Raw genomic sequence first — 18673 nt, 5'->3', positions numbered from 1 at the left:
TGTTCTCGATGGGGGCTGCTCATGATCTGGCCGCCCCCTCAACTTGAAACGATACAGCAACCCGGGGGCTGTTCCCCCTGCAAGGATGCTGCGATGTGCCTCCAATATTTTTGAGGTCCCGGAGTTCACCGGTTGGGACCTTGTGAGCCATGTCGCCGGTTGGCCGGCCGTTACGCTCTGTTAGATCGCTTCCGAGCCGGTCTCGCCGGTACGGATGCGGATCGCCTCTTCGACATTGGAGATAAAAATCTTGCCGTCGCCGATGCGGCCCGTGCGGGCAGCCGCCTGGATGGCTTCCACGGCTTTGCCGACCGTATCGTCATTCAGCACGACTTCGATTTTCACCTTGGGGAGAAAATCGACGACATATTCCGCACCTCGATAAAGTTCCGTATGGCCTTTCTGTCTGCCGAAGCCTTTCGCCTCCGTAACTGTAATGCCCTGAAGACCGACTTCCTGAAGGGCCTCCTTTACCTCGTCGAGTTTGAACGGCTTGATGATCGCCTCGATCTTTTTCATCCGGGGTTCCTTGTGGTTGGGCCTCAGTGCCCGCCGTCATGTGATGTCTGAATAGCATGGGCCGTGCCAACTGGGACGCGGCACGATTTCATATATTTTTCAGCTGGTTAGTGGCACATCACCCGATGCCTTGCCTTTTTGTTGAGCAGCGTGGATGCACATAAAAAAGGCGAAATGAACAATTTACAGGCAATAACATATCAATGGTTTTGCGCTCGTTCCAGCGGCCTTTGACCAGGAAGGGTATCGGCGCGCGGTTGACAGTGTTTTCGGCGCCCGCGACAAGGACAGCAGGCCGCGAAAAGCGGTCCCTGCAAACGAAATGGCACGGATACGGAGCCGATATGAAACCCGCCAATCCCGTCTTCGCCTCTCTCGGCACCACGATTTTCACGGTGATGTCCGCCCTGGCGAACGAACATGGCGCCATTAATCTCGGACAGGGGTTTCCGGATGATGAAGGGCCGGCCGATATTCGGGAGGCGGCGGCGAAGGCGATCCTCGACGGCCCCAACCAGTATCCGCCCATGATGGGGCTGCCCGCGCTGCGCGAAGCAGTGGGTGAGGCCAACAGGCGCTTCTACGGCCTCGATGTCGATTGGCAGAAAGAAGTGATGGTCACCTCCGGCGCGACGGAAGCGCTGCATGACAGTATCACGGCGCTCCTCCAGCCCGGCGACGAGGCGATCCTGATCGAGCCCTGTTACGACAGCTACCGGCCGGTGATAGAGGCGGCGGGCGTGACGGTGAAGGCCGTCTCCCTCCAGCCGCCGCACTGGTCGCTGCCGGTGGAGGCGCTGGAGGCGGCTTTCAGCGACAGGACCAAGCTCATCGTCCTCAACACACCCATGAACCCCATCGGCAAGGTCTTCACCCGCGAGGAGTTGACGGCGATTGCGGGGCTTCTGGAAAAATACGACGCCTATGCCGTCTGCGACGAGGTCTATGAGCATCTGGTCTTTTCCGGCCATGAGCATATTCCGCTGATGACGCTGCCCGGCATGCGCGAGCGCTGTGTGCGCATCGGCTCGGCGGGCAAGACCTTTTCCCTGACGGGCTGGAAGATCGGCTATGTCACCGCGCCCGCGGCGCTGATGGAGGTCATCGCCAAGACGCATCAATTCGTGACCTTCACCACGGCCCCCGGCCTGCAATCGGCCATCGCCTACGGGCTGGGGAAGGACGACGACTATTTCGCAGGGCTTGCCGGCGCGCTGGAGGCAAAGCGCGACATTCTCTCGAAGGGATTGGCCGAGGCCGGGTTCGAAGTCCTGCCCGCCGACGGCACCTATTTCGTGACTGCCGATTTCCGGCCTCTCGGGTTCAACGGCACCGACGAAGAGTTCTGCCGCGCGATCACGGAACAGGCCAAGGTCGCCGCCGTGCCCATGAGCGCGTTCTACTCGAACGATTCCGGCGATGCGCCGACCCATCTTGCCCGCTTCTGCTTCTGCAAGCAGGACGGCATCCTGACCGAAGCGAGCAAGCGCCTCGCCGACTGGGCGAAAGCCCGCGCCGCATGAGCGCCGCAAGTCATTCTTGAGAGAATTCCGCAACCGCATCCCGACAGAGGAACGACGAATCGCCGAAACGCACTAGGTAGGCTTTCTGCTGGGGAATGAGTGTCCTTACCTCACTGAAGGACACCGATTGTGCTTTCAATTCGTCGCATAAGAGTTCTCTGATGCAGTCAGGCCCTCGAACGAGCAGGAATGAGCGTTCCGAGCAAAGTTGCTCAAAGCCGGAGATTGTCGATGCGCCATTCAAGAAATCATCCGGCCTTCTGAATGACGCTTCCTGAGACAGGAAATCGTTGAGGCGACGATATAGCCGTAAAGGGTCGGGAATTGGTCCGGAGCAGTAGATGGACCAGGCTGCCGGTTGGGTCCATCCGACCTGCTTGCTCGAACTTACCTCGAAGTCTTCCAGGATTTCATCTGAATCGAAATCAATGCCTTCCGGTCGAATAACGCCGTCAAATATGTTCCGAAAATGGAACTCGATCTTGCCGGTTGCATCGTGGTCTGCCTCAGCGTCGAGCCACCACGGATATCCCCGAATACCAATGTGAAGACCGTCACCGCTCCAATAGAACTGCTCGATTTGGCCGGGGTGACGGATAAGCCGGTTTGCTAGAAGTTTGACGAGTTCGATTTGCATAGGGCCTGTTAGTAAGAAGCCTGAAGGGAGGAACCATGGCTGATACTCTCCGTCGCGACGCCGCCAGCGGCAAGGCGAAATGGCTGGTCGTTTTCCTGCACGGCCTCGGCTCCAACGGGGCCGACCTCATGAGTTTTGCCGATTACTGGCAGGGCTCGATGCCCGATATCGCTTTCGTCGCGCCGGATGCGCCCACGCCATGCCCCGATGGCGGCTATCAATGGATGCAGCGCCTGCCCGCCGGCCATCCCCGCATGTTCGATGAGGCGGACGCCGTGCGCGGTGGCATCGACACGCTGATAGACGAGGAACTTTCCCGGCTCGGGCTCGACGGCTCCCGCCTCGTGCTGGTTGGCTTCAGCCAGGGCACGGTGATGGCGCTCCACGTCGGTCTCAGGCGCGGGGAGGCCCCGGCGGCGATCCTGGGCTATGCGGGCGGCCTCGTCGGTGCGGACAGGCTGGCCGATGATATGAAGTCGAAACCGCCCGTCATGCTTATTCATGGCGAGCAGGACGAGATGGTGCCAGTCTACGCCATGATGGAATCGGTGAAGGCCCTCACCGATGCCGGTCTCGTTGCCGCCGGGCAGGCCATGCCCGGGCTCGGCCATGCGGTGAACGAGCAGGCGCTGGTGATCGGCGCCCGCTTCATCCTTTCCGCCATCGCCTATCGCGAGAAGCACCTGATCTAGTGTGCCCCTGCGTCATGCGGCCCGGACGCCCTCCTTTGCTGGACAGGGTGCAAGCAATCCTTATTCTCGCGCCAACGAATAACCAATAGCGATGCGCCCGCAAGAGGCGCGGCAGGGAGAGGCAGTTATGTCAGATGTGAAACTCGACGATCGCATGCCCGTGCTGGTCGGTTGCGGCCAGAACGTCCAGAAGGAAAAGGATGTCGAGAAGGCGAAGTCGCCCATGCATCTGATGGCGGACGCGGCCGAAGCCGCCGCTTCCGATACCGGGCTCGGCAAGAAGCTCTGGGATGTGGTCGATACCGTCACTTGCGTCCGCTTCATCACCGACAGTCCGGACAGTGCGCGCCTTCCTTTTGGCCGTTATCCCAATGCGGCGAAAACGCTGTCGAACCTCATCGGCGCCAATCCGGCCAAGACATGCTACGGCCCCACCGGCGGCAATACCCCCCAGTATCTGGTGAACTACACCGCCGAGCAGATTGCGCAGGGCGAGATGGATATCGCGCTGGTCGCAGGCTCTGAATGCTTCGCGACCATGATGCGCGCGCTGGGGCAGGGCAAGGTGCTCGACTGGCATGACGAGAACCCCGGCCAGGACCGTATCGACATCGGCAACGAGAAGGCTGGCGTTACCGAAACGGAAAAGCGCCACAAGCTGCAATACCCGGTGAACATCTACCCGATGTTCGAAAATGCCATTCGCGGCCAGAAGGGCCGCACCGTGGAGGAGCACAAGCTCGCCGTCGGCAAGCTGATGGCGCCCTTTACGAAAGTCGCCGCGCAGCATCCGCAGGCCTGGTTCCCGGTCGAGCGGACGCCGGAGGAAATCGCGACCGTCACCGATGCCAACCGCTATATCGGCTTTCCGTACACGAAGTATATGAATGCCATCATGCAGGTCGATCAGGCCGCCGCCGTCGTCATGATGTCGGTCGGCAAGGCGCGCGAGCTGGGAATTCCGCAGGAGAAATGGGTCTTTCTGCATGGCTGCGGCGATGCGAACGACCTCTGGTTCCCCACCGAGCGCGTGAACTATTACACCTCGCCCGCTATCAGGAAGATGGGCGAGAAGGCCTTCGGCATGGCGGGCTGGGACATTTCCCAGATCGACTATATCGACCTTTATTCCTGCTTCCCCTCCGCCGTGCAGATCGGCCGCGACGCGCTGGGCATTGCGGAAGACGATCCGCGCGAGCTGACCGTCACGGGCGGCCTGCCGTACTTCGGCGGCGCGGGCAACAACTACGTCATGCACTCCATCGCCACCATGATGGACAAGCTGCGCGCCAAACCCGGCACCAAGGGGCTTTGCACTTCCAATGGCTGGTATGTGACCAAGCACGGCATGGGCCTTTATTCGACTCTGCCGAAAGAGGGCAAATGGGAGCGCGAGGCGCCCGCCACCTATCAGGCGGAAATCGACGCCGAAAAGCACCCCGTCGTGGACGAGACGCCCAACGGCAAGGCGAAGATCGAAACCTATACGGTCGTCCATGGCCGCGAAGGGCCGGACTTCGCCATCGTCTTCGGACGGCTGGACGATACGGACGCACGCTTCGTGGCGCATACGCCGAACGATCCGGCAACGCTCAAGGATATGGTGGAGCGCGACCAGCTCGGACGGCCGGGCACGGTCGTCGCTGACCCGGACGGCGTCAACATCTTTACGCCGGAGTGAGAACCGGAATAAGAAACCGGAATAAGAAAAAGGGGCCTTTCGGGGCCCCTTCGTTTATCCGGTCCGGTATGCTGTAGACGGCAAACCGTCTCGGATCGACGGGGGGCGTAGGAGTGCGAATGTCTCGTATATTGAAGTATCTGGCGTATGGCGGGGCGTTATTGCTCCTTCTGGCCGTAGCGTATGGAGCGAAAGGATACTTCGATGCGCTACATGACGCCGATGGACTGCGGCAACGTGCCGACAGGCTTATCGCAGCGGGGCTGGGAGGAAGTGATCTTGGCCCCGGTCGATTGGAGATCTTGCTCAAGGTGCAAGACCCCGCTTTCGCAGAACATGCCGGCATAGACTTCACGACCACGGGGGCCGGGGCGACCACCGTTACCCAATCTCTGTCAAAACGATTGGCCTTTGACCGGTTTCGCCCTGGAATCGGCAAGATACGCCAGACCGGCTATGCCCTCGGATTGGAAAGGCGGCTCGACAAGGCGCAAATCATGGCGCTCTGGCTCGATACCCTGGAAATGGGGCGCGGGCCCAATGGCTGGATGACCGGCTTCTATCGGGCGAGCGAGGCGATCTTCAAGCGCCCTCCCGCCGCACTTACCGAAGATGAGTTTCTGCGGCTGGTCGCTGTCCTTATTGCTCCGGCAAATTACGATTTGAGAGGTGAGGACATGGCACTCGATGACAGGGTCGAGAGGATTAAACGTCTTGTCGCCGCGCAATGTGCCCCAATGGATCATGGCGATGTCTGGTTGGAGGGGTGCCGGTAAAAGCCATGTCATTGCGAGGAGCGATAGCGACGCAGCAATCCAGCGCGAGATTTACCGCTTCTGGATTGCTTCGCTTGCGCTCGCAATGACGGGATCGGGTCGGCTAAAGACTCGCTCTTACCAGAGCCATGTTTCCGGATCGGGAATGGGCTTGTCGTCGCTCGCGAGCATGAAGCCCTTGATGAGCCGGATCAGTGCCCAGACGACGGTCGCGAAGAGGATGATCACGCCGATAACGATCATCGATGTGATGGCGCCGATGAAGCTGAACAGCAGTCCGATCCAGAAGGTCCGGATCTGGAACGTGAAATGTGTCGTGGCGTTCGGCCCCGCCTCGCCGCGTTTCAGATAAGCGACGATAAGGCCGGCAAGCGCGGTGATGCCCACCACGAAGCCGATGAAATACAGAATGTAAACGAGCTTGGGCCCGTCCATATTGTCGCCGGTCGATGTGACGGCACTCTGCACGGGATCGGGCGAATCGGTCATGTCGTCCTCCTTAACGGCCTGTAATGTGGAAAGCGTAGTGCCCTCTCCCGGTCATGTCGATATAAGGGCCGCATCATGGTTCACAGAACGTAACGCGCCGAAAACGGGGAGAAGACATGCCCACCATCTACATGATCCGTCATGGCGAAGCCGCCGCCGGATGGAACGCCGACGCCGATCCGGGCCTGAGCGAGCTGGGCCGCAGCCAGGCCGAAGCCGTGGCCGATGAAATCGAGGCGCGGGCCGGGGGCAGGCTTCCCATTCTCACCTCGCCGCTGAAGCGCTGCCGCGAGACTTCCATGCCGCTTGCGGCGCGCTGGAACCATGACCCGGCGGTCGAGCCGCGCGTCGCCGAAATCCCGTCGCCGATCGACGACCTCGAATCCCGTGGGGAATGGCTGCGCAAGATCATGGCCGGCACCTGGGCCGAGGCCGTGGCGGGCGAGGGGCATGGCGGGCACCTGTCCAAGAATGTGGATTTGCTGGCCTGGCGGCAGGGCGTCGCTAATGCGCTGCTGGAACTGCCCGGCGATACGGTGATCTTTTCCCATTTCATCGCCATCAATGTCGCGGCGGGCATCGCCATGGAAGACGACCGCCTCGTGACCTTCAAGCCGGACAATTGCTCCGTCACGGTCTTCGAGACGGGCGGCGGTACGCTGCGGCTGATCGAGAAGGGCCGCGAAGCCGTCACCAAGGTGAACTGAGGGGCAAATTGAAGCTTCCTTGCCAATTGGCCGCCACAATCGCCCGGCTATGATAGGCGCATGGCCACTTCATTGATTCCCCACGCCCCGGCAAAAACGCCCGCCGCGCTCCTCACGGTGGAGGAGATGGGCCGCGCCGACCGCCTCACCATCGACGGCGGCAAGCCCGGCATCGTTCTTATGGAGAATGCCGGTCGTGGCGTGGCGGAAGCGGCGGTGGCGCATTTCGAAAAGGCGCCGGTGTCCGTCCTTTGCGGGCCGGGCAACAATGGCGGCGACGGCTTCATTGCCGCGCGCCTGCTGCGCGACTGGGGCTGGCAGGTCTCGGTTTTCCTTATGGGCGCGCGCGAAAGCCTCAAGGGCGATGCCGCCGAGGCGGCCCATCGCTGGGCAGGCCCCGTCTATCCCCTCACCGCGGATGCCGCGAAAGGCGCATCGCTCGTCATTGACGCGATCTTTGGCGCCGGGCTTTCCCGCGACGTGGAGGGAACGCCCGCTGAGATCATCCGCCATGTCACGCAAGAGGGTATTCCGGTCCTTGCCGTCGATGTGCCGAGCGGCCTGGACGGCGACACAGGCCTTGTGCGCGGAGCCGCGTTCAGGGCGGCGCACACCGTTACCTTCTTCCGGGCAAAGCCGGGGCACCGGGTACTGCCGGGCCGCGCGCTATGCGGCGAGGTGCATGTCGTCGACATCGGCATAGAGGACAAGGTGCTGGAGGAGATTTCCCCGCGCCGCTTCGACAACACGCCCGGCCTCTGGTGGCCCGCTTATCCGAAGCCCTCGATGGAGCTTCACAAATACGATCATGGCCATGCGGTGGTGGTCTCGGGCGATGCCGCTCATACCGGCGCGGCACGCCTTGCCGCGCGCGGCGCGCTCAGGGCCGGGTCGGGGCTCGTCACCGTCGCCACGCCGCCCGATGCGCTGGCGATCAATGCGGCCCATCTCACCGCCATCATGCTGGCCCCCTTCGAGGGCGCGGACGGGCTGACCTCCATTCTGGAAGACAAGCGCAAGAATGCCTGCCTCATCGGGCCGGGGGCAGGCGTCGGCAGTTCGACGCGCGAATGCGTCCTCGCCGCGCTTCTTTCAGGCGCCGCCATGGTGTTGGACGCCGATGCGCTGACATCATTCGCCGAAATTCCGCGCGACCTTTTCGTTGCCATTCGCGGCTATTTCGCCGGTCCGACGGTGCTGACGCCGCATGAGGGCGAATTTGCACGTATCTTCCCCGACCTCTCCATCGCGAATGCCGGGAAGAAGGGAAAGCTCGCCCGGGCCCGGCTTGCCGCCGAGCAGGCGGGCGCCGTCATCGTCCTCAAAGGCCCCGATACCGTTATCGCTTCGCCGGACGGCAAGCTGGCCGTCAATTCCAATGCCGGGCCGGAGCTGGCCACGGCGGGGTCGGGCGATGTACTGGGCGGCATTATTCTCGGCCTCATGGCACAGGGCATGCCGCCTTTCGAGGCCGCTGCCGCGGGGGTCTGGCTCCATGGCGAGGCAGGCCACTATTTCGGCCCCGGTCTCATCGCCGAAGACATGCCCGAAATGCTCCCCGCGGTGCGCCGGGAGCTGCTGGAAACCCTGTCCTGACCGCCCAAAAACGGCGTCTCCGACCCTTTACCGGGCAAACGGCGGCTTTTGCTGGCAATCCCTCTGTCCCCTTGATATAGAGGGCGCCAATTTTCGGGAGCGGCCGTCCGGTATGGGACTGCCGCCGACGGGCCTTGCGGGCGTGGCGGAATTGGTAGACGCGCTGGATTTAGGTTCCAGTGCCGCAAGGCGTGGGGGTTCAACTCCCTCCGCCCGCACCACTGGCAGGCTCCCCTCTTTGAGACGAAACGGATTGGATGATGCAGGTCACTGTAACGAACGCCGACGGTTTGAAGCGCGAACTGAAGATCGAGGTTCCGGCTGGCGAGCTGGAAGAAAAGCTGGGCACGAAGCTCGAAGAGCTCAAGAACCAGGTTCGCCTGAAGGGCTTCCGCCCCGGCAAGGTGCCGATGAGCCATTTGCGCAAGACCTACGGCAAGCAGGTCATGAGCGAAGTGATCCAGGAGACGGTGGGCGAAAGCTCGCAGAAGGCTCTTGAGGAACAGGAGCTGCGCCCGGCCTATCAGCCCAATATCGACCTTGAAGGCGAAGTCGAGCAGGTGATGGAAGGCAATGCCGACCTTGCCTACAAGATGACCTTCGAAATCGTTCCGGCCATCGAGCTTGCGGACTTCTCCAAAATCTCCCTCGAGAAGCCGGTCGCGGAAGTGACCGACGAGGAAGTGCAGGATTCGCTCAAGCGTCTCGCCGAGAACCAGAAGAACTTCGAGGCGCGCGCCGAAGGCGAAGCCGCCGAGAACGGCGACCAGCTCATCATCGATTTCATCGGCAAGATCGATGGCGAAGCCTTTGAAGGCGGTTCCGCCGAAGGCGCTGCGATCGAGCTTGGCGCAGGCCAGTTCATTCCCGGCTTTGAAGAACAGCTCGTCGGCGCCAAGGCTGGCGATGCGGTCGATGTGAAGGTGACGTTCCCGGCGGATTACGGCGCGGAGCATCTGGCCGGCAAGGACGCCGTCTTCGAAGTGAATGTGCAGGAAGTGAAAGCGCCCGCCGAAGTCACGATCGATGACGAATTCGCCAAGCGTTTCGGCCTCGACGATCTCGCCAAGCTGAAGGAAATCCTTACCGAGCAGATCAAGGCGGATTTCGACCGCATGTCGCATCAGCACCTGAAGCGCGCCATGCTGGACAAGCTTGACGAACTGCACGAGTTTGAACTGCCGCCGACCATGGTGAAGCAGGAATTCGACGCGATCTGGCATCAGCTCGAGCATGAGCTGGAGCACCAGAAAAAGACGGTCGCCGATATGGACGAGCCGGAAGAGAAGGTGCGCGAGGAATACAACAAGATCGCCGAGCGCCGTGTGCGTCTCGGTCTCGTGCTGGCCGAAGTCGGCGAGAAGAACTCGATCTCCGTGACCGAGCAGGAACTGAGCCAGGCGCTGTCGGAGCGCGCGCGTCAGTTCCCGGGTCAGGAGCGTCAGCTCTATGAGTTCTATCAGCAGAACCCGCAGGCCGTTCAGGAGCTTCGTGCGCCGATCTTCGAAGACAAGGTCGTCGACTACATCTCCGAACTGGCGACGGTCACCGAAAAGCCGGTGTCCAAGGACGAGCTGTTCGAGGATCCTGACGCGGACGTCCCCGGCCACAACCACGATCATGACCACGATCACTGAGGATTTCGGTTCTCGGAACGACGAAAGCCCGGAGCATCAGCTCCGGGCTTTTTCGTTTGGTCTGTAAGTTGGGGTCAGGCCGCATCCCATTCCGGTGCAATGCCGGCGGGGTCGATGATCCGGCCCTTGGGCTTTTGCAGGGCGAAGAGGCGGGCCATCTCGTCATCCGAAAGTTCGAAGTCGAAGATCTCGATATTCTGCTTCTGACGCTCCGGATTGCCGCTTTTGGGGATGGCGATCACGCCGTCCTGCTGGACGAGCCAGCGCAGTGCGATCTGGCCGGGCGTCTTGCCATGGGCCTTGGCGATGTCCTGAATGACCTTGTCGTCGGAGACTTTGGCATGGGCCAGCGGCGCATAGGCCGTCAGCGCCATGCCATGCGCGCGCAGGGCGCTCAGCACTTTGTCCTGCGGCAGATAGGGGTGGTACTCCACCTGGTCGACAGTGAGCGGAACAGAGGTCAGCGAGGCCGCTTCCTCGATCAGCGACGTCGTGAAATTGCTGATGCCGATATGTTTGGCGATGCCCGCGGCCTGCACTTCGTTGAGCGCCAGCATGGTTTCCTTGAGAGGGATGGTCTTGCTCGGCCAGTGCAGCAGCAAGAGGTCGACATAATCGGTTTTCAGCCGGGCGATGCTTTCCTTCGCCGCGGCGATCAGATCGCCATGGCTGAAATTGTCCGGCCAGATCTTCGTGGTCAGGAAAACCTCTTCCCGGGCGACGGGCGCGGCGGCGATGCCTTTGCCGACCGCTTCCTCATTGTCATACATCTGTGCGGTATCGATATGCCGGTAGCCGATCTCGAGTGCGTGCGTCACGGCCCGGGTGGCATCTTCGCCCTTGAGCCGGTAAGTGCCGAGTCCGATGGCCGGGATTTTCGCGCTGTTGGCTTCCACAATTTTCATTTCGACACCTCCGTAGGCTGCTTCGCGATCTGACACTAACTCACTTAGGTGGCCCCGCGACGGGATGCTACCCGGCTGCCGAAAGACACCGGTATGGGGCGCATCGAAAAAAATTTCCGGCAGTCTCAAAAATCGGTTGCGTCGCCGCCCCGGAAGCCTTATTCCCGCGCCTCACAAGACGCACACGCACGTGCCGCTGGCCCCTAGTTGGTTTATGCAACGACGTTAAACGTCTTTTTTGGATCACGCCGGTCGCAACGGACAAACGACCGGGTCTGAAAAAGGGTGTTTACGATGTTCGCTTCCGAGCCGGGCCGGAGTGCCCGTTCCCGCATCTCTTCCCGCAACAACCAGACCCCGAAGCGCCGCATCCGGCGCAAGCCCCAGCTCTATCTGGTGCCCAGCGCGCCCGAGCTGCCGCAGGAGCGTGGCGGCATGCCGCCCAAGATCGCGCGCTATCTGGCGACCGCCGATCTGCCGTCGCCCTGTCTGGTGGTGGATGTCGATATCGTCGAACATAATTTCGGCGAGCTGGCCGATGCCGTACCGGAAGCGCGCATCTTCTATGCGGTGAAGGCGAACCCCGCCGACGAAATCGTCGACCGTCTGGCCAAGCGCGGCGCCTGCTTCGACACCGCCAGCATGGGCGAGATCGAGCTTTGCCTGGCGCATCGCATCTCCCCGGACCGCATTTCCTTCGGCAACACGATCAAGAAGGAGCGCGACATCGCCGCCGCCTACGAGCTGGGTGTGCGCATGTTCGCCTATGACAGCATCGAGGAGCTGGAAAAGATCGCGCGCTCGGCGCCGGGCTCGAAGGTTTATTGCCGTGTACTGATGGAGTGCGAAGGCGCGGAATGGCCGCTCTCGCGCAAATTCGGCTGCGAGCCGGATATGGCCGTGGATCTGCTCGTCCGTGCGAAGGAGATGGGCCTCGACGCTTACGGCGTTTCCTTTCACGTCGGCTCCCAGCAGACCGACCTGACGCAGTATGACCGCGCGCTGGAGCTTTCCGTGTCGCTGTTCCGCCGTCTGGCGGAGCGGGGCGTGACCCTGCGCCTTGTCAATATGGGCGGCGGGTTCCCCTCTCGCTATCGCGCCGATGTGCCGTCAATCCCCGCCTATGGCGCGGCGATCCGCGAGGCGCTTCTCCGTCACTTCGGCGACAATCAGCCGGATGTGATCCTGGAGCCCGGCCGTGGCGTGGTCGGCGATGCCGGCGTCATCCAGTCCGAAGTGGTGCTCGTCTCCTCCAAGGGCGGTGACGACGACCGACGATGGGTCTATCTCGATGCCGGCAAGTTCCACGGCCTTGCCGAAACCATGGACGAGGCGATCAAATACCGCCTGCTGACCCCGCGTGAGGGCGACGAAACCGTGCCCGTCGTGCTTGCCGGTCCGACCTGCGACAGCGCCGACATCCTCTACGAGAAGACCGACTACCGCTTGCCCGCCACGCTGGCCGCGGGCGACAAGGTCTGGATCCTCTCGACCGGCGCCTACACCACCACCTATTCGGCGGTGTCCTTCAACGGCTTCCCGCCGCTGGCGGCCGTCTGCATCTGACGGGCAGGCCAGGGATTACGGACATGAAAATCAGGCTTGAGACCACCGCCGATACGGCGGTGGTGGAAGCGCTCGTCGCCGAGGCTTTCGGCCCGGAGCGTTTTGCCAAGACGGTCTATGTATTTCGCGACGGCGTGCCGCCGGTCGACTCGCTTTCGCTCGTGGCGGATGGCGGGGAGGGCGTTGTCGGTTCGCTGCGCTTCTGGCCGGTGGAGATCGCGGGCACAACGCCCGCGCTCCTGCTGGGCCCGCTCGTCACCGCGCCGGCGGCGCAGGGGGAGGGTGTGGGGGCCGCTCTCATGCGTGAAGGCCTTGCCCGCGCAGCCGCGCAGGGCCATCGCATCGTGGTGCTGGTCGGTGACGAGCCCTATTACCGCCGCTTCGGCTTCACCCGGGCGCTTGCCCGTCGGCTGGATATGCCCGGCTGGGTCGCGCCCGAGCGGTTTCTGGCCCGCGAACTCGTGGCAGGTGCGATGTCCGGTGTGAGCGGCATGTTGACCAATATCCGCGAGACCCCGGCAAGCGAGGCCGTCGCGGCCTGATGGCGGGCGTCAGGTGCCGTGCTGGTACCCGGCATGCTGTTTTTCATCGATTTGTCGGACACTGAGAAAAAAGAGGCCGAAGCGCTTCTGGTCCGCAATCGCGAGGTCGGGCGGTTGATGCGGGAGAAAGGGTGCCCAGGCGCGCCGGAAGAAGCGAAAGACCGGGCCGAGGCGCCTGCGCCAGGCCGGGAGAATGGCTCGTCCTGAGGCTGCGCTGAAAAATGCGCAAGACCCTTCGCGCAGAGGGGAGGAAATCTTCAGCATCTGACCCTATATTGGTCTATGCGCTAGAGTTCTGAACCGACCTTTTACCGAATCACATTAGCCATAGTCGTCAGGTGCCTTGCGGCGCGGGAGACGCAACGAAGGGGCTGGAAGGCCCCGGGCCCGCAGCCGCTCTACGCCGGACCGAAGCCCGAAGAGACTCAAGAGAGCCGACGCTCAGGAGTGACCATGAAAGACCCGCTCGATATGTATATGAATCTCGTGCCGATGGTGGTCGAGCAGACCAATCGGGGCGAACGCGCCTATGACATCTTTTCGCGCTTGCTGAAGGAGCGGATCATCTTCGTGGCCGGCCCCGTGGAAGACGGCATGGCGACGCTGATTACCGCGCAGCTCCTTTTCCTCGAGGCGGAAAACCCCAAAAAAGAAATCTCGATGTACATCAACTCGCCCGGCGGCGTGGTGACGAGCGGCCTGTCGATCTACGACACGATGCAGCATATCCGGCCGCCCGTTTCGACCGTCTGCATGGGCCAGGCCGCTTCCATGGGCTCGCTGCTGCTGACGGCGGGCGAAAAGGGCATGCGCTTCGCGCTGCCCAATGCCCGGATTATGGTGCACCAGCCCTCCGGCGGCTTCCAGGGCCAGGCTACCGATATCGAGATTCACGCGCGTGAAACCCTCGCAATCCGCGAGCGTCTCAACCAGATATATGTGAATCACACCGGTCAGTCGCTGAAGGCGGTCGAGGATGCGCTGGAACGCGATAACTTCATGACCCCCGAAAGGGCCAAGGAATTCGGTCTGATCGACCATGTCGGTGTGGCGCGCGGCCCCTCCGAAGAGGCTTCTTCCTCCGACGACAAGGCGGAGTAATCCGTTTCTTGTGTCTATCGGGCGGCGGCTTTCGCAGGCGACGGAAATGCCTCGAATCGGGGCCTTTTGCCCATTCCCGGGTCAATTGATCCATCGTAATGAAATGTTGATCCGGCATTGGGTAACATGCTCGTATGTCGGACAGGTGACGGGATCCGATCCGATTTGCGGCGTCGCGCGTAAGAAATTGCGCGGTCACTTGATCCCGCACCGCAGGACAGGCACGGTTGGTGCATGGGAATATTCATTCGGCCCGTCCTGCGGGTAACTGCCTAAGGAGTTTCTATGAGCAAGGTTAGCGGCGGCGACTCCAAGAACACGCTGTACTGTTCCTTTTGCGGCAAGAGCCAGCACGAGGTCAGGAAGCTTATTGCGGGGCCGACCGTTTTCATTTGCGACGAGTGCGTCGAGCTGTGCATGGACATCATTCGCGAGGAGAACAAGTCCTCGCTGGTGAAGTCCAGGGATGGCGTGCCTTCGCCGCAGGAAATCAACGAGGTGCTCGATGATTATGTGATCGGGCAGGCCCACGCCAAGCGCGTGCTGGCCGTGGCCGTTCACAATCACTACAAGCGCCTGAACCACGCCGCCAAGAACAACGACGTCGAACTGGCCAAGTCGAACATCCTGCTGATCGGCCCCACGGGCTGCGGCAAGACGCTTCTGGCCCAGACGCTGGCGCGCATCCTCGATGTGCCGTTCACCATGGCGGATGCGACGACGCTGACCGAAGCCGGTTATGTCGGCGAGGATGTGGAAAACATCATCCTGAAGCTGCTGCAGTCGGCCGACTACAATGTCGAGCGGGCGCAGCGCGGCATCGTCTATATCGACGAGGTCGACAAGATCAGCCGCAAATCCGACAACCCCTCCATAACGAGGGACGTGTCGGGCGAAGGCGTGCAGCAGGCGCTGCTGAAGATCATGGAAGGCACCGTTGCCTCCGTGCCGCCCCAGGGCGGTCGCAAGCACCCGCAGCAGGAATTTCTGCAGGTCGATACGACGAACATCCTGTTCATCTGCGGCGGCGCCTTTGCGGGTCTCGACAAGATCATTGCCGGGCGCGGCAAGGGGCAGGGCATCGGCTTCTCGGCCAACGTCTCCTCGCCGGAAGAACGCAAGGTGGGCGAGCTTCTCAAGGAGCTTGAGCCGGAAGACCTGCTGAAATTCGGCCTGATTCCCGAATTCGTCGGTCGTGTCCCGGTTCTGGCGACGCTGGAAGACCTCGACGAGGATGCGCTGATCCAGATCCTGACCGTGCCGAAGAATGCGCTGGTGAAGCAGTATGAGCGCCTCTTCGATATGGAGAATGTGAAGCTCACTTTCTCCGAGGAAGCGCTGCGGGCGATCGCCCGAAAGGGCATCGAGCGCAAAACCGGCGCGCGCGGCCTGCGCTCGATTCTGGAATCGATCCTGCTCGACACCATGTTCGAATTGCCCGCGCTTGAGGGCGTCGAAGAGGTCGTCATCGGCCACGAAGTGGTCGAGGGCAAGGCGCGTCCCCTCTACATCTATGCCGAACGGCAGGATGACGTAGAGACAAGCGCCTGATCCGAAAGGATTTTTCCCGATTTTGGGGATGGCCTTGAAAGCACGGGCTTTCAAGGCCATTTCTTTATCAACAGAGTAAAGTCCTGCAGTTTCGGGTCTGCGCGGCGCCCCCCATCCGGTTGGTGCGCCTCCCCCAGAAAGCGATCGCTCTCACGGCTATCCGAATCCGGGTAAGCTGACCCCTTGAGGACGGCGATCAGCATTCATTCATAATGAGAATGCTAGTCTCCAGGCTGCGGGCGTAACGGAAGGTATGAGCATGTCTGACGAAAATGAAAAAGCTGAAGGTTCCGCAGGCGACGTGAGTGGCGGCGACAAGCTGACGCTTCCGGTTCTGCCGCTCCGCGATATCGTCGTGTTTCCGCACATGATCGTGCCCCTTTTCGTCGGACGCGAAAAGTCGGTGAGCGCGCTCGAAAACGTGATGCAGGACGACAAGCAGATTCTTCTGGTCGCCCAGAAGAACGCAGCGGACGATAATCCTGCTACGGATGAAATCTATGAAGTCGGCGCCGTCGGGACCGTGCTCCAGTTGCTGAAGCTGCCCGACAATACCGTGAAGGTGCTGGTCGAGGGCGTGAAGCGCGCCCGCGTGAAGCGCTACACCGGCAATGAGGAATTCTTCGAGGCCGAGATCGAAGTCATCGAGGAGGAATCCGAAGATGACGATCAGCTTGAAGGGCTGGCGCGTTCGGTCGTCACTCAGTTCGAGAGCTATGTGAAGCTCAACAAGAAGGTGCCGCCGGAGGTGACCGCCTCGATCGGCCAGATCGACGACTCCGCCAAGCTCGCCGATACGATTGCGAGCCACATCAACATCAAGCTGCCCGAGAAGCAGGAGCTTCTCGAAATGCCCTCCGTGACCTCGCGTCTGGAGCGCGTCTACTCGCTCATGGAAGGCGAGATCAGCGTGCTGCAGGTGGAAAAGCGTATCCGCAGCCGTGTGAAGCGCCAGATGGAGAAGACGCAGCGCGAGTACTATCTGAACGAGCAGCTCAAGGCCATTCAGAAGGAACTCGGCGACAGCGACGACGGCAAGGACGAGCTGCGCGAACTGGAAGAGCGGATCGAAAAGACCAAGCTCTCCAAGGAAGCGCGCGAGAAGGCTCAGGCCGAGCTCAAGAAGCTGAAGCAGATGAGCCCGATGTCGGCGGAAGCGACGGTGGTGCGCAACTACCTCGACTGGATGCTCTCGATCCCGTGGAAGAAGAAGGCCCGGGTGAAAAAGGATCTGAACGCCGCGCAGGAAATTCTGGATACGGATCACTTTGGCCTGGAGAAGGTCAAGGAGCGGATCGTCGAATATCTCGCCGTTCAGCAGCGTTCCAACAAGCTGAAGGGCCCGATCCTCTGCCTCGTCGGCCCGCCCGGCGTCGGCAAGACCTCGCTTGGCAAGTCGATCGCCCGCTCCACGGGCCGCGAATTCGTGCGCATGTCGCTCGGCGGCGTACGCGACGAAGCGGAAATCCGCGGTCACCGGCGGACCTATATCGGCTCCATGCCGGGCAAGGTCATCCAGTCGATGAAGAAGGTAAAGCACACCAACCCGCTCTTCCTGCTCGACGAGATCGACAAGATGGGTGCGGACTTCCGTGGCGATCCCTCTTCGGCGCTGCTGGAAGTGCTCGACCCGGAGCAGAACGGCACCTTCGCGGACCACTATCTCGAAGTGGACTACGACCTGTCCGACATCATGTTCGTGACGACGGCGAACACGCTCAACATCCCCGGCCCGCTGCTCGACCGTATGGAGATCATCCGGATCGCCGGCTACACCGAGGACGAGAAGGTGGAGATCGCGCGCCGTCATCTGATCGACAAGGCCGTCGAGAGCCATGGCTTGCGAAAGGGCGAATGGTCCATCGACGATGACGCTCTGCGCCACCTGATCCGCGTCTACACGCGCGAGGCCGGTGTGCGTAACCTCGAGCGCGAGATCAACAGTCTTGCCCGTAAGGCGGTGAAGGAGATCCTCACCACCGACAAGAAGTCCGTCGAGCTCACCAAAGAGAACATCGAGGACTATGCGGGCGTGCCTAAATATCGCTACGGCGAGGCCGAGGGCGAAGACCAGGTCGGCATCGTGACCGGCCTTGCCTGGACCGAGGTCGGAGGCGAATTGCTGACGATCGAAGGCGTCATGATGCCCGGCAAGGGCAAGATGACCGTGACGGGCAATCTGCGCGACGTCATGAAGGAATCGATCTCGGCGGCAAGCTCCTTCGTGCGCGCCCGGGCGACCCGCTTCGGCATCGAGCCGCCGCTTTTCGACCGCAAGGACATTCACGTCCATGTGCCGGAAGGGGCGACCCCGAAGGACGGCCCGTCGGCGGGTGTGGCCATGACCACGGCCATCGTTTCGATCATGACCGGCATCCCCGTCCGCAAGGACGTGGCGATGACGGGCGAGATCACGCTGCGCGGACGTGTGCTGCCGATCGGCGGCCTGAAGGAAAAGCTCCTCGCGGCGCTGCGCGGCGGCATCAAGACGGTGCTGATCCCGCAGGATAACGCCAAGGATCTGGCCGATATTCCGGACAACGTGAAAAACGCGCTGGAAATCGTGCCGGTGGACAATATCGACGAGGCGCTGGCCCGGGCTCTGACCAGCCCGCCGGAGCCCATCGAGTGGGACGAGGAAGCCTATGTGGCCGAACAGGCCGCTGCGGCACGTCAGCCCGGCGCAGCCGGCAATGTGACGGCTCACTGAGCGGAAACAGGCGCAAGCCACTGACATGAAACTGTAAACGG

Annotated in this window: 17 protein-coding genes and 1 tRNA gene; 13 read left to right on the top strand and 5 right to left on the bottom strand. The window is 61.7% G+C overall.

The genetic code is table 11. The annotated features are described in order from the left end of the window. Window positions 1–180: 180 nt before the first annotated feature. Window positions 181–519, bottom strand: coding sequence for a P-II family nitrogen regulator (locus tag ACSSVQ_RS02930; protein ID WP_293329084.1), 339 nt, complete (start codon window positions 517–519; stop codon window positions 181–183). Window positions 520–863: 344 nt separating this feature from the next. Between ACSSVQ_RS02930 and ACSSVQ_RS02925 the strand changes: the two genes are divergently transcribed. Beyond that, entirely contained in the window at window positions 864–2042 is a 1179-nt protein-coding gene (locus ACSSVQ_RS02925; RefSeq protein ID WP_454180756.1) for an aminotransferase, read from the top strand. A gap of 10 nt (window positions 2043–2052) precedes the next feature. Here ACSSVQ_RS02925 and ACSSVQ_RS02920 read toward each other — a convergent pair whose 3' ends face one another. Beyond that, the gene (locus tag ACSSVQ_RS02920) at window positions 2053–2679 is read right to left on the bottom strand and encodes a hypothetical protein (RefSeq protein ID WP_454180755.1); all 627 of its coding nucleotides are present in this window, start codon (window positions 2677–2679) and stop codon (window positions 2053–2055) included. Between the two features lie 35 nt (window positions 2680–2714). Here ACSSVQ_RS02920 and ACSSVQ_RS02915 point away from each other — a divergent pair, with 35 nt between their 5' ends. The 3 genes from ACSSVQ_RS02915 to ACSSVQ_RS02905 all read left to right on the top strand — a co-directional run bounded on the left by ACSSVQ_RS02915 (window position 2715) and on the right by ACSSVQ_RS02905 (window position 5828). Next, a complete protein-coding gene (locus ACSSVQ_RS02915) occupies window positions 2715–3371 on the top strand; it encodes an alpha/beta hydrolase (RefSeq protein WP_454180754.1) in 657 nt (218 codons plus the stop codon). Between the two features lie 127 nt (window positions 3372–3498). After that, entirely contained in the window at window positions 3499–5052 is a 1554-nt protein-coding gene (locus ACSSVQ_RS02910; RefSeq protein WP_454180753.1) for an acetyl-CoA acetyltransferase, read from the top strand. A gap of 119 nt (window positions 5053–5171) precedes the next feature. After that, window positions 5172–5828 carry a transglycosylase domain-containing protein gene (locus tag ACSSVQ_RS02905; RefSeq protein ID WP_454180752.1) on the top strand — a complete coding sequence of 219 codons (657 nt, stop codon included), beginning with the start codon at window positions 5172–5174 and terminating at the stop codon, window positions 5826–5828. Window positions 5829–5945: 117 nt separating this feature from the next. On the opposite strand, the gene ACSSVQ_RS02900 is transcribed toward ACSSVQ_RS02905, so the two are convergent. Beyond that, window positions 5946–6317 (bottom strand): DUF4870 family protein, encoded by a 372-nt coding sequence (locus ACSSVQ_RS02900; protein ID WP_293329079.1) that lies wholly within the window; start codon window positions 6315–6317, stop codon window positions 5946–5948. A 116-nt stretch (window positions 6318–6433) separates the two neighbouring features. On the opposite strand from ACSSVQ_RS02900, the gene ACSSVQ_RS02895 reads away from it, so the two are divergent. From ACSSVQ_RS02895 to tig, 4 genes are all read left to right on the top strand, one after another. After that, complete coding sequence (locus ACSSVQ_RS02895) at window positions 6434–7024, top strand: histidine phosphatase family protein (protein ID WP_454180751.1); 591 nt, start codon at window positions 6434–6436, stop codon at window positions 7022–7024. Between the two features lie 60 nt (window positions 7025–7084). After that, a complete protein-coding gene (locus ACSSVQ_RS02890; protein WP_454180750.1) occupies window positions 7085–8620 on the top strand; it encodes an NAD(P)H-hydrate dehydratase in 1536 nt (511 codons plus the stop codon). A 136-nt stretch (window positions 8621–8756) separates the two neighbouring features. Further along, window positions 8757–8841, top strand: a tRNA-Leu gene (locus ACSSVQ_RS02885). 36 nt (window positions 8842–8877) lie between these two features. Further along, the gene (gene tig / locus ACSSVQ_RS02880; RefSeq protein WP_454180749.1) at window positions 8878–10257 is read left to right on the top strand and encodes a trigger factor; all 1380 of its coding nucleotides are present in this window, start codon (window positions 8878–8880) and stop codon (window positions 10255–10257) included. 74 nt (window positions 10258–10331) lie between these two features. Here the strand turns inward: tig and ACSSVQ_RS02875 are convergent, their stop codons facing one another. Beyond that, complete coding sequence (locus ACSSVQ_RS02875; protein ID WP_454180748.1) at window positions 10332–11162, bottom strand: aldo/keto reductase; 831 nt, start codon at window positions 11160–11162, stop codon at window positions 10332–10334. Window positions 11163–11597: 435 nt separating this feature from the next. Between ACSSVQ_RS02875 and ACSSVQ_RS02870 the strand changes: the two genes are divergently transcribed. Beyond that, window positions 11598–12728, top strand: a complete 1131-nt coding sequence (locus tag ACSSVQ_RS02870) for a type III PLP-dependent enzyme (RefSeq protein WP_454184638.1) — start codon at window positions 11598–11600, stop codon at window positions 12726–12728. A 23-nt stretch (window positions 12729–12751) separates the two neighbouring features. Continuing rightward, entirely contained in the window at window positions 12752–13270 is a 519-nt protein-coding gene (locus tag ACSSVQ_RS02865; RefSeq protein ID WP_454180747.1) for a GNAT family N-acetyltransferase, read from the top strand. 9 nt (window positions 13271–13279) lie between these two features. On the opposite strand, the gene ACSSVQ_RS02860 is transcribed toward ACSSVQ_RS02865, so the two are convergent. Next, window positions 13280–13534, bottom strand: a complete 255-nt coding sequence (locus ACSSVQ_RS02860) for a hypothetical protein (RefSeq protein WP_454180746.1) — start codon at window positions 13532–13534, stop codon at window positions 13280–13282. 189 nt (window positions 13535–13723) lie between these two features. Here ACSSVQ_RS02860 and ACSSVQ_RS02855 point away from each other — a divergent pair, with 189 nt between their 5' ends. The 3 genes from ACSSVQ_RS02855 to lon all read left to right on the top strand — a co-directional run bounded on the left by ACSSVQ_RS02855 (window position 13724) and on the right by lon (window position 18632). Next, complete coding sequence (locus ACSSVQ_RS02855) at window positions 13724–14371, top strand: ATP-dependent Clp protease proteolytic subunit (RefSeq protein WP_454180745.1); 648 nt, start codon at window positions 13724–13726, stop codon at window positions 14369–14371. A gap of 285 nt (window positions 14372–14656) precedes the next feature. Next, entirely contained in the window at window positions 14657–15922 is a 1266-nt protein-coding gene (gene clpX, locus ACSSVQ_RS02850; protein ID WP_293328446.1) for an ATP-dependent Clp protease ATP-binding subunit ClpX, read from the top strand. Between the two features lie 259 nt (window positions 15923–16181). After that, window positions 16182–18632 (top strand): endopeptidase La, encoded by a 2451-nt coding sequence (lon, locus tag ACSSVQ_RS02845; RefSeq protein ID WP_293328445.1) that lies wholly within the window; start codon window positions 16182–16184, stop codon window positions 18630–18632. Window positions 18633–18673: the final 41 nt, after the last annotated feature.

This window comes from Parvibaculum sp. MBR-TMA-1.3b-4.2 (assembly GCF_053628815.1).
Note: the sequence above shows the minus strand (reverse complement) of the source record. Positions and strands in the feature narration are given on the sequence as shown.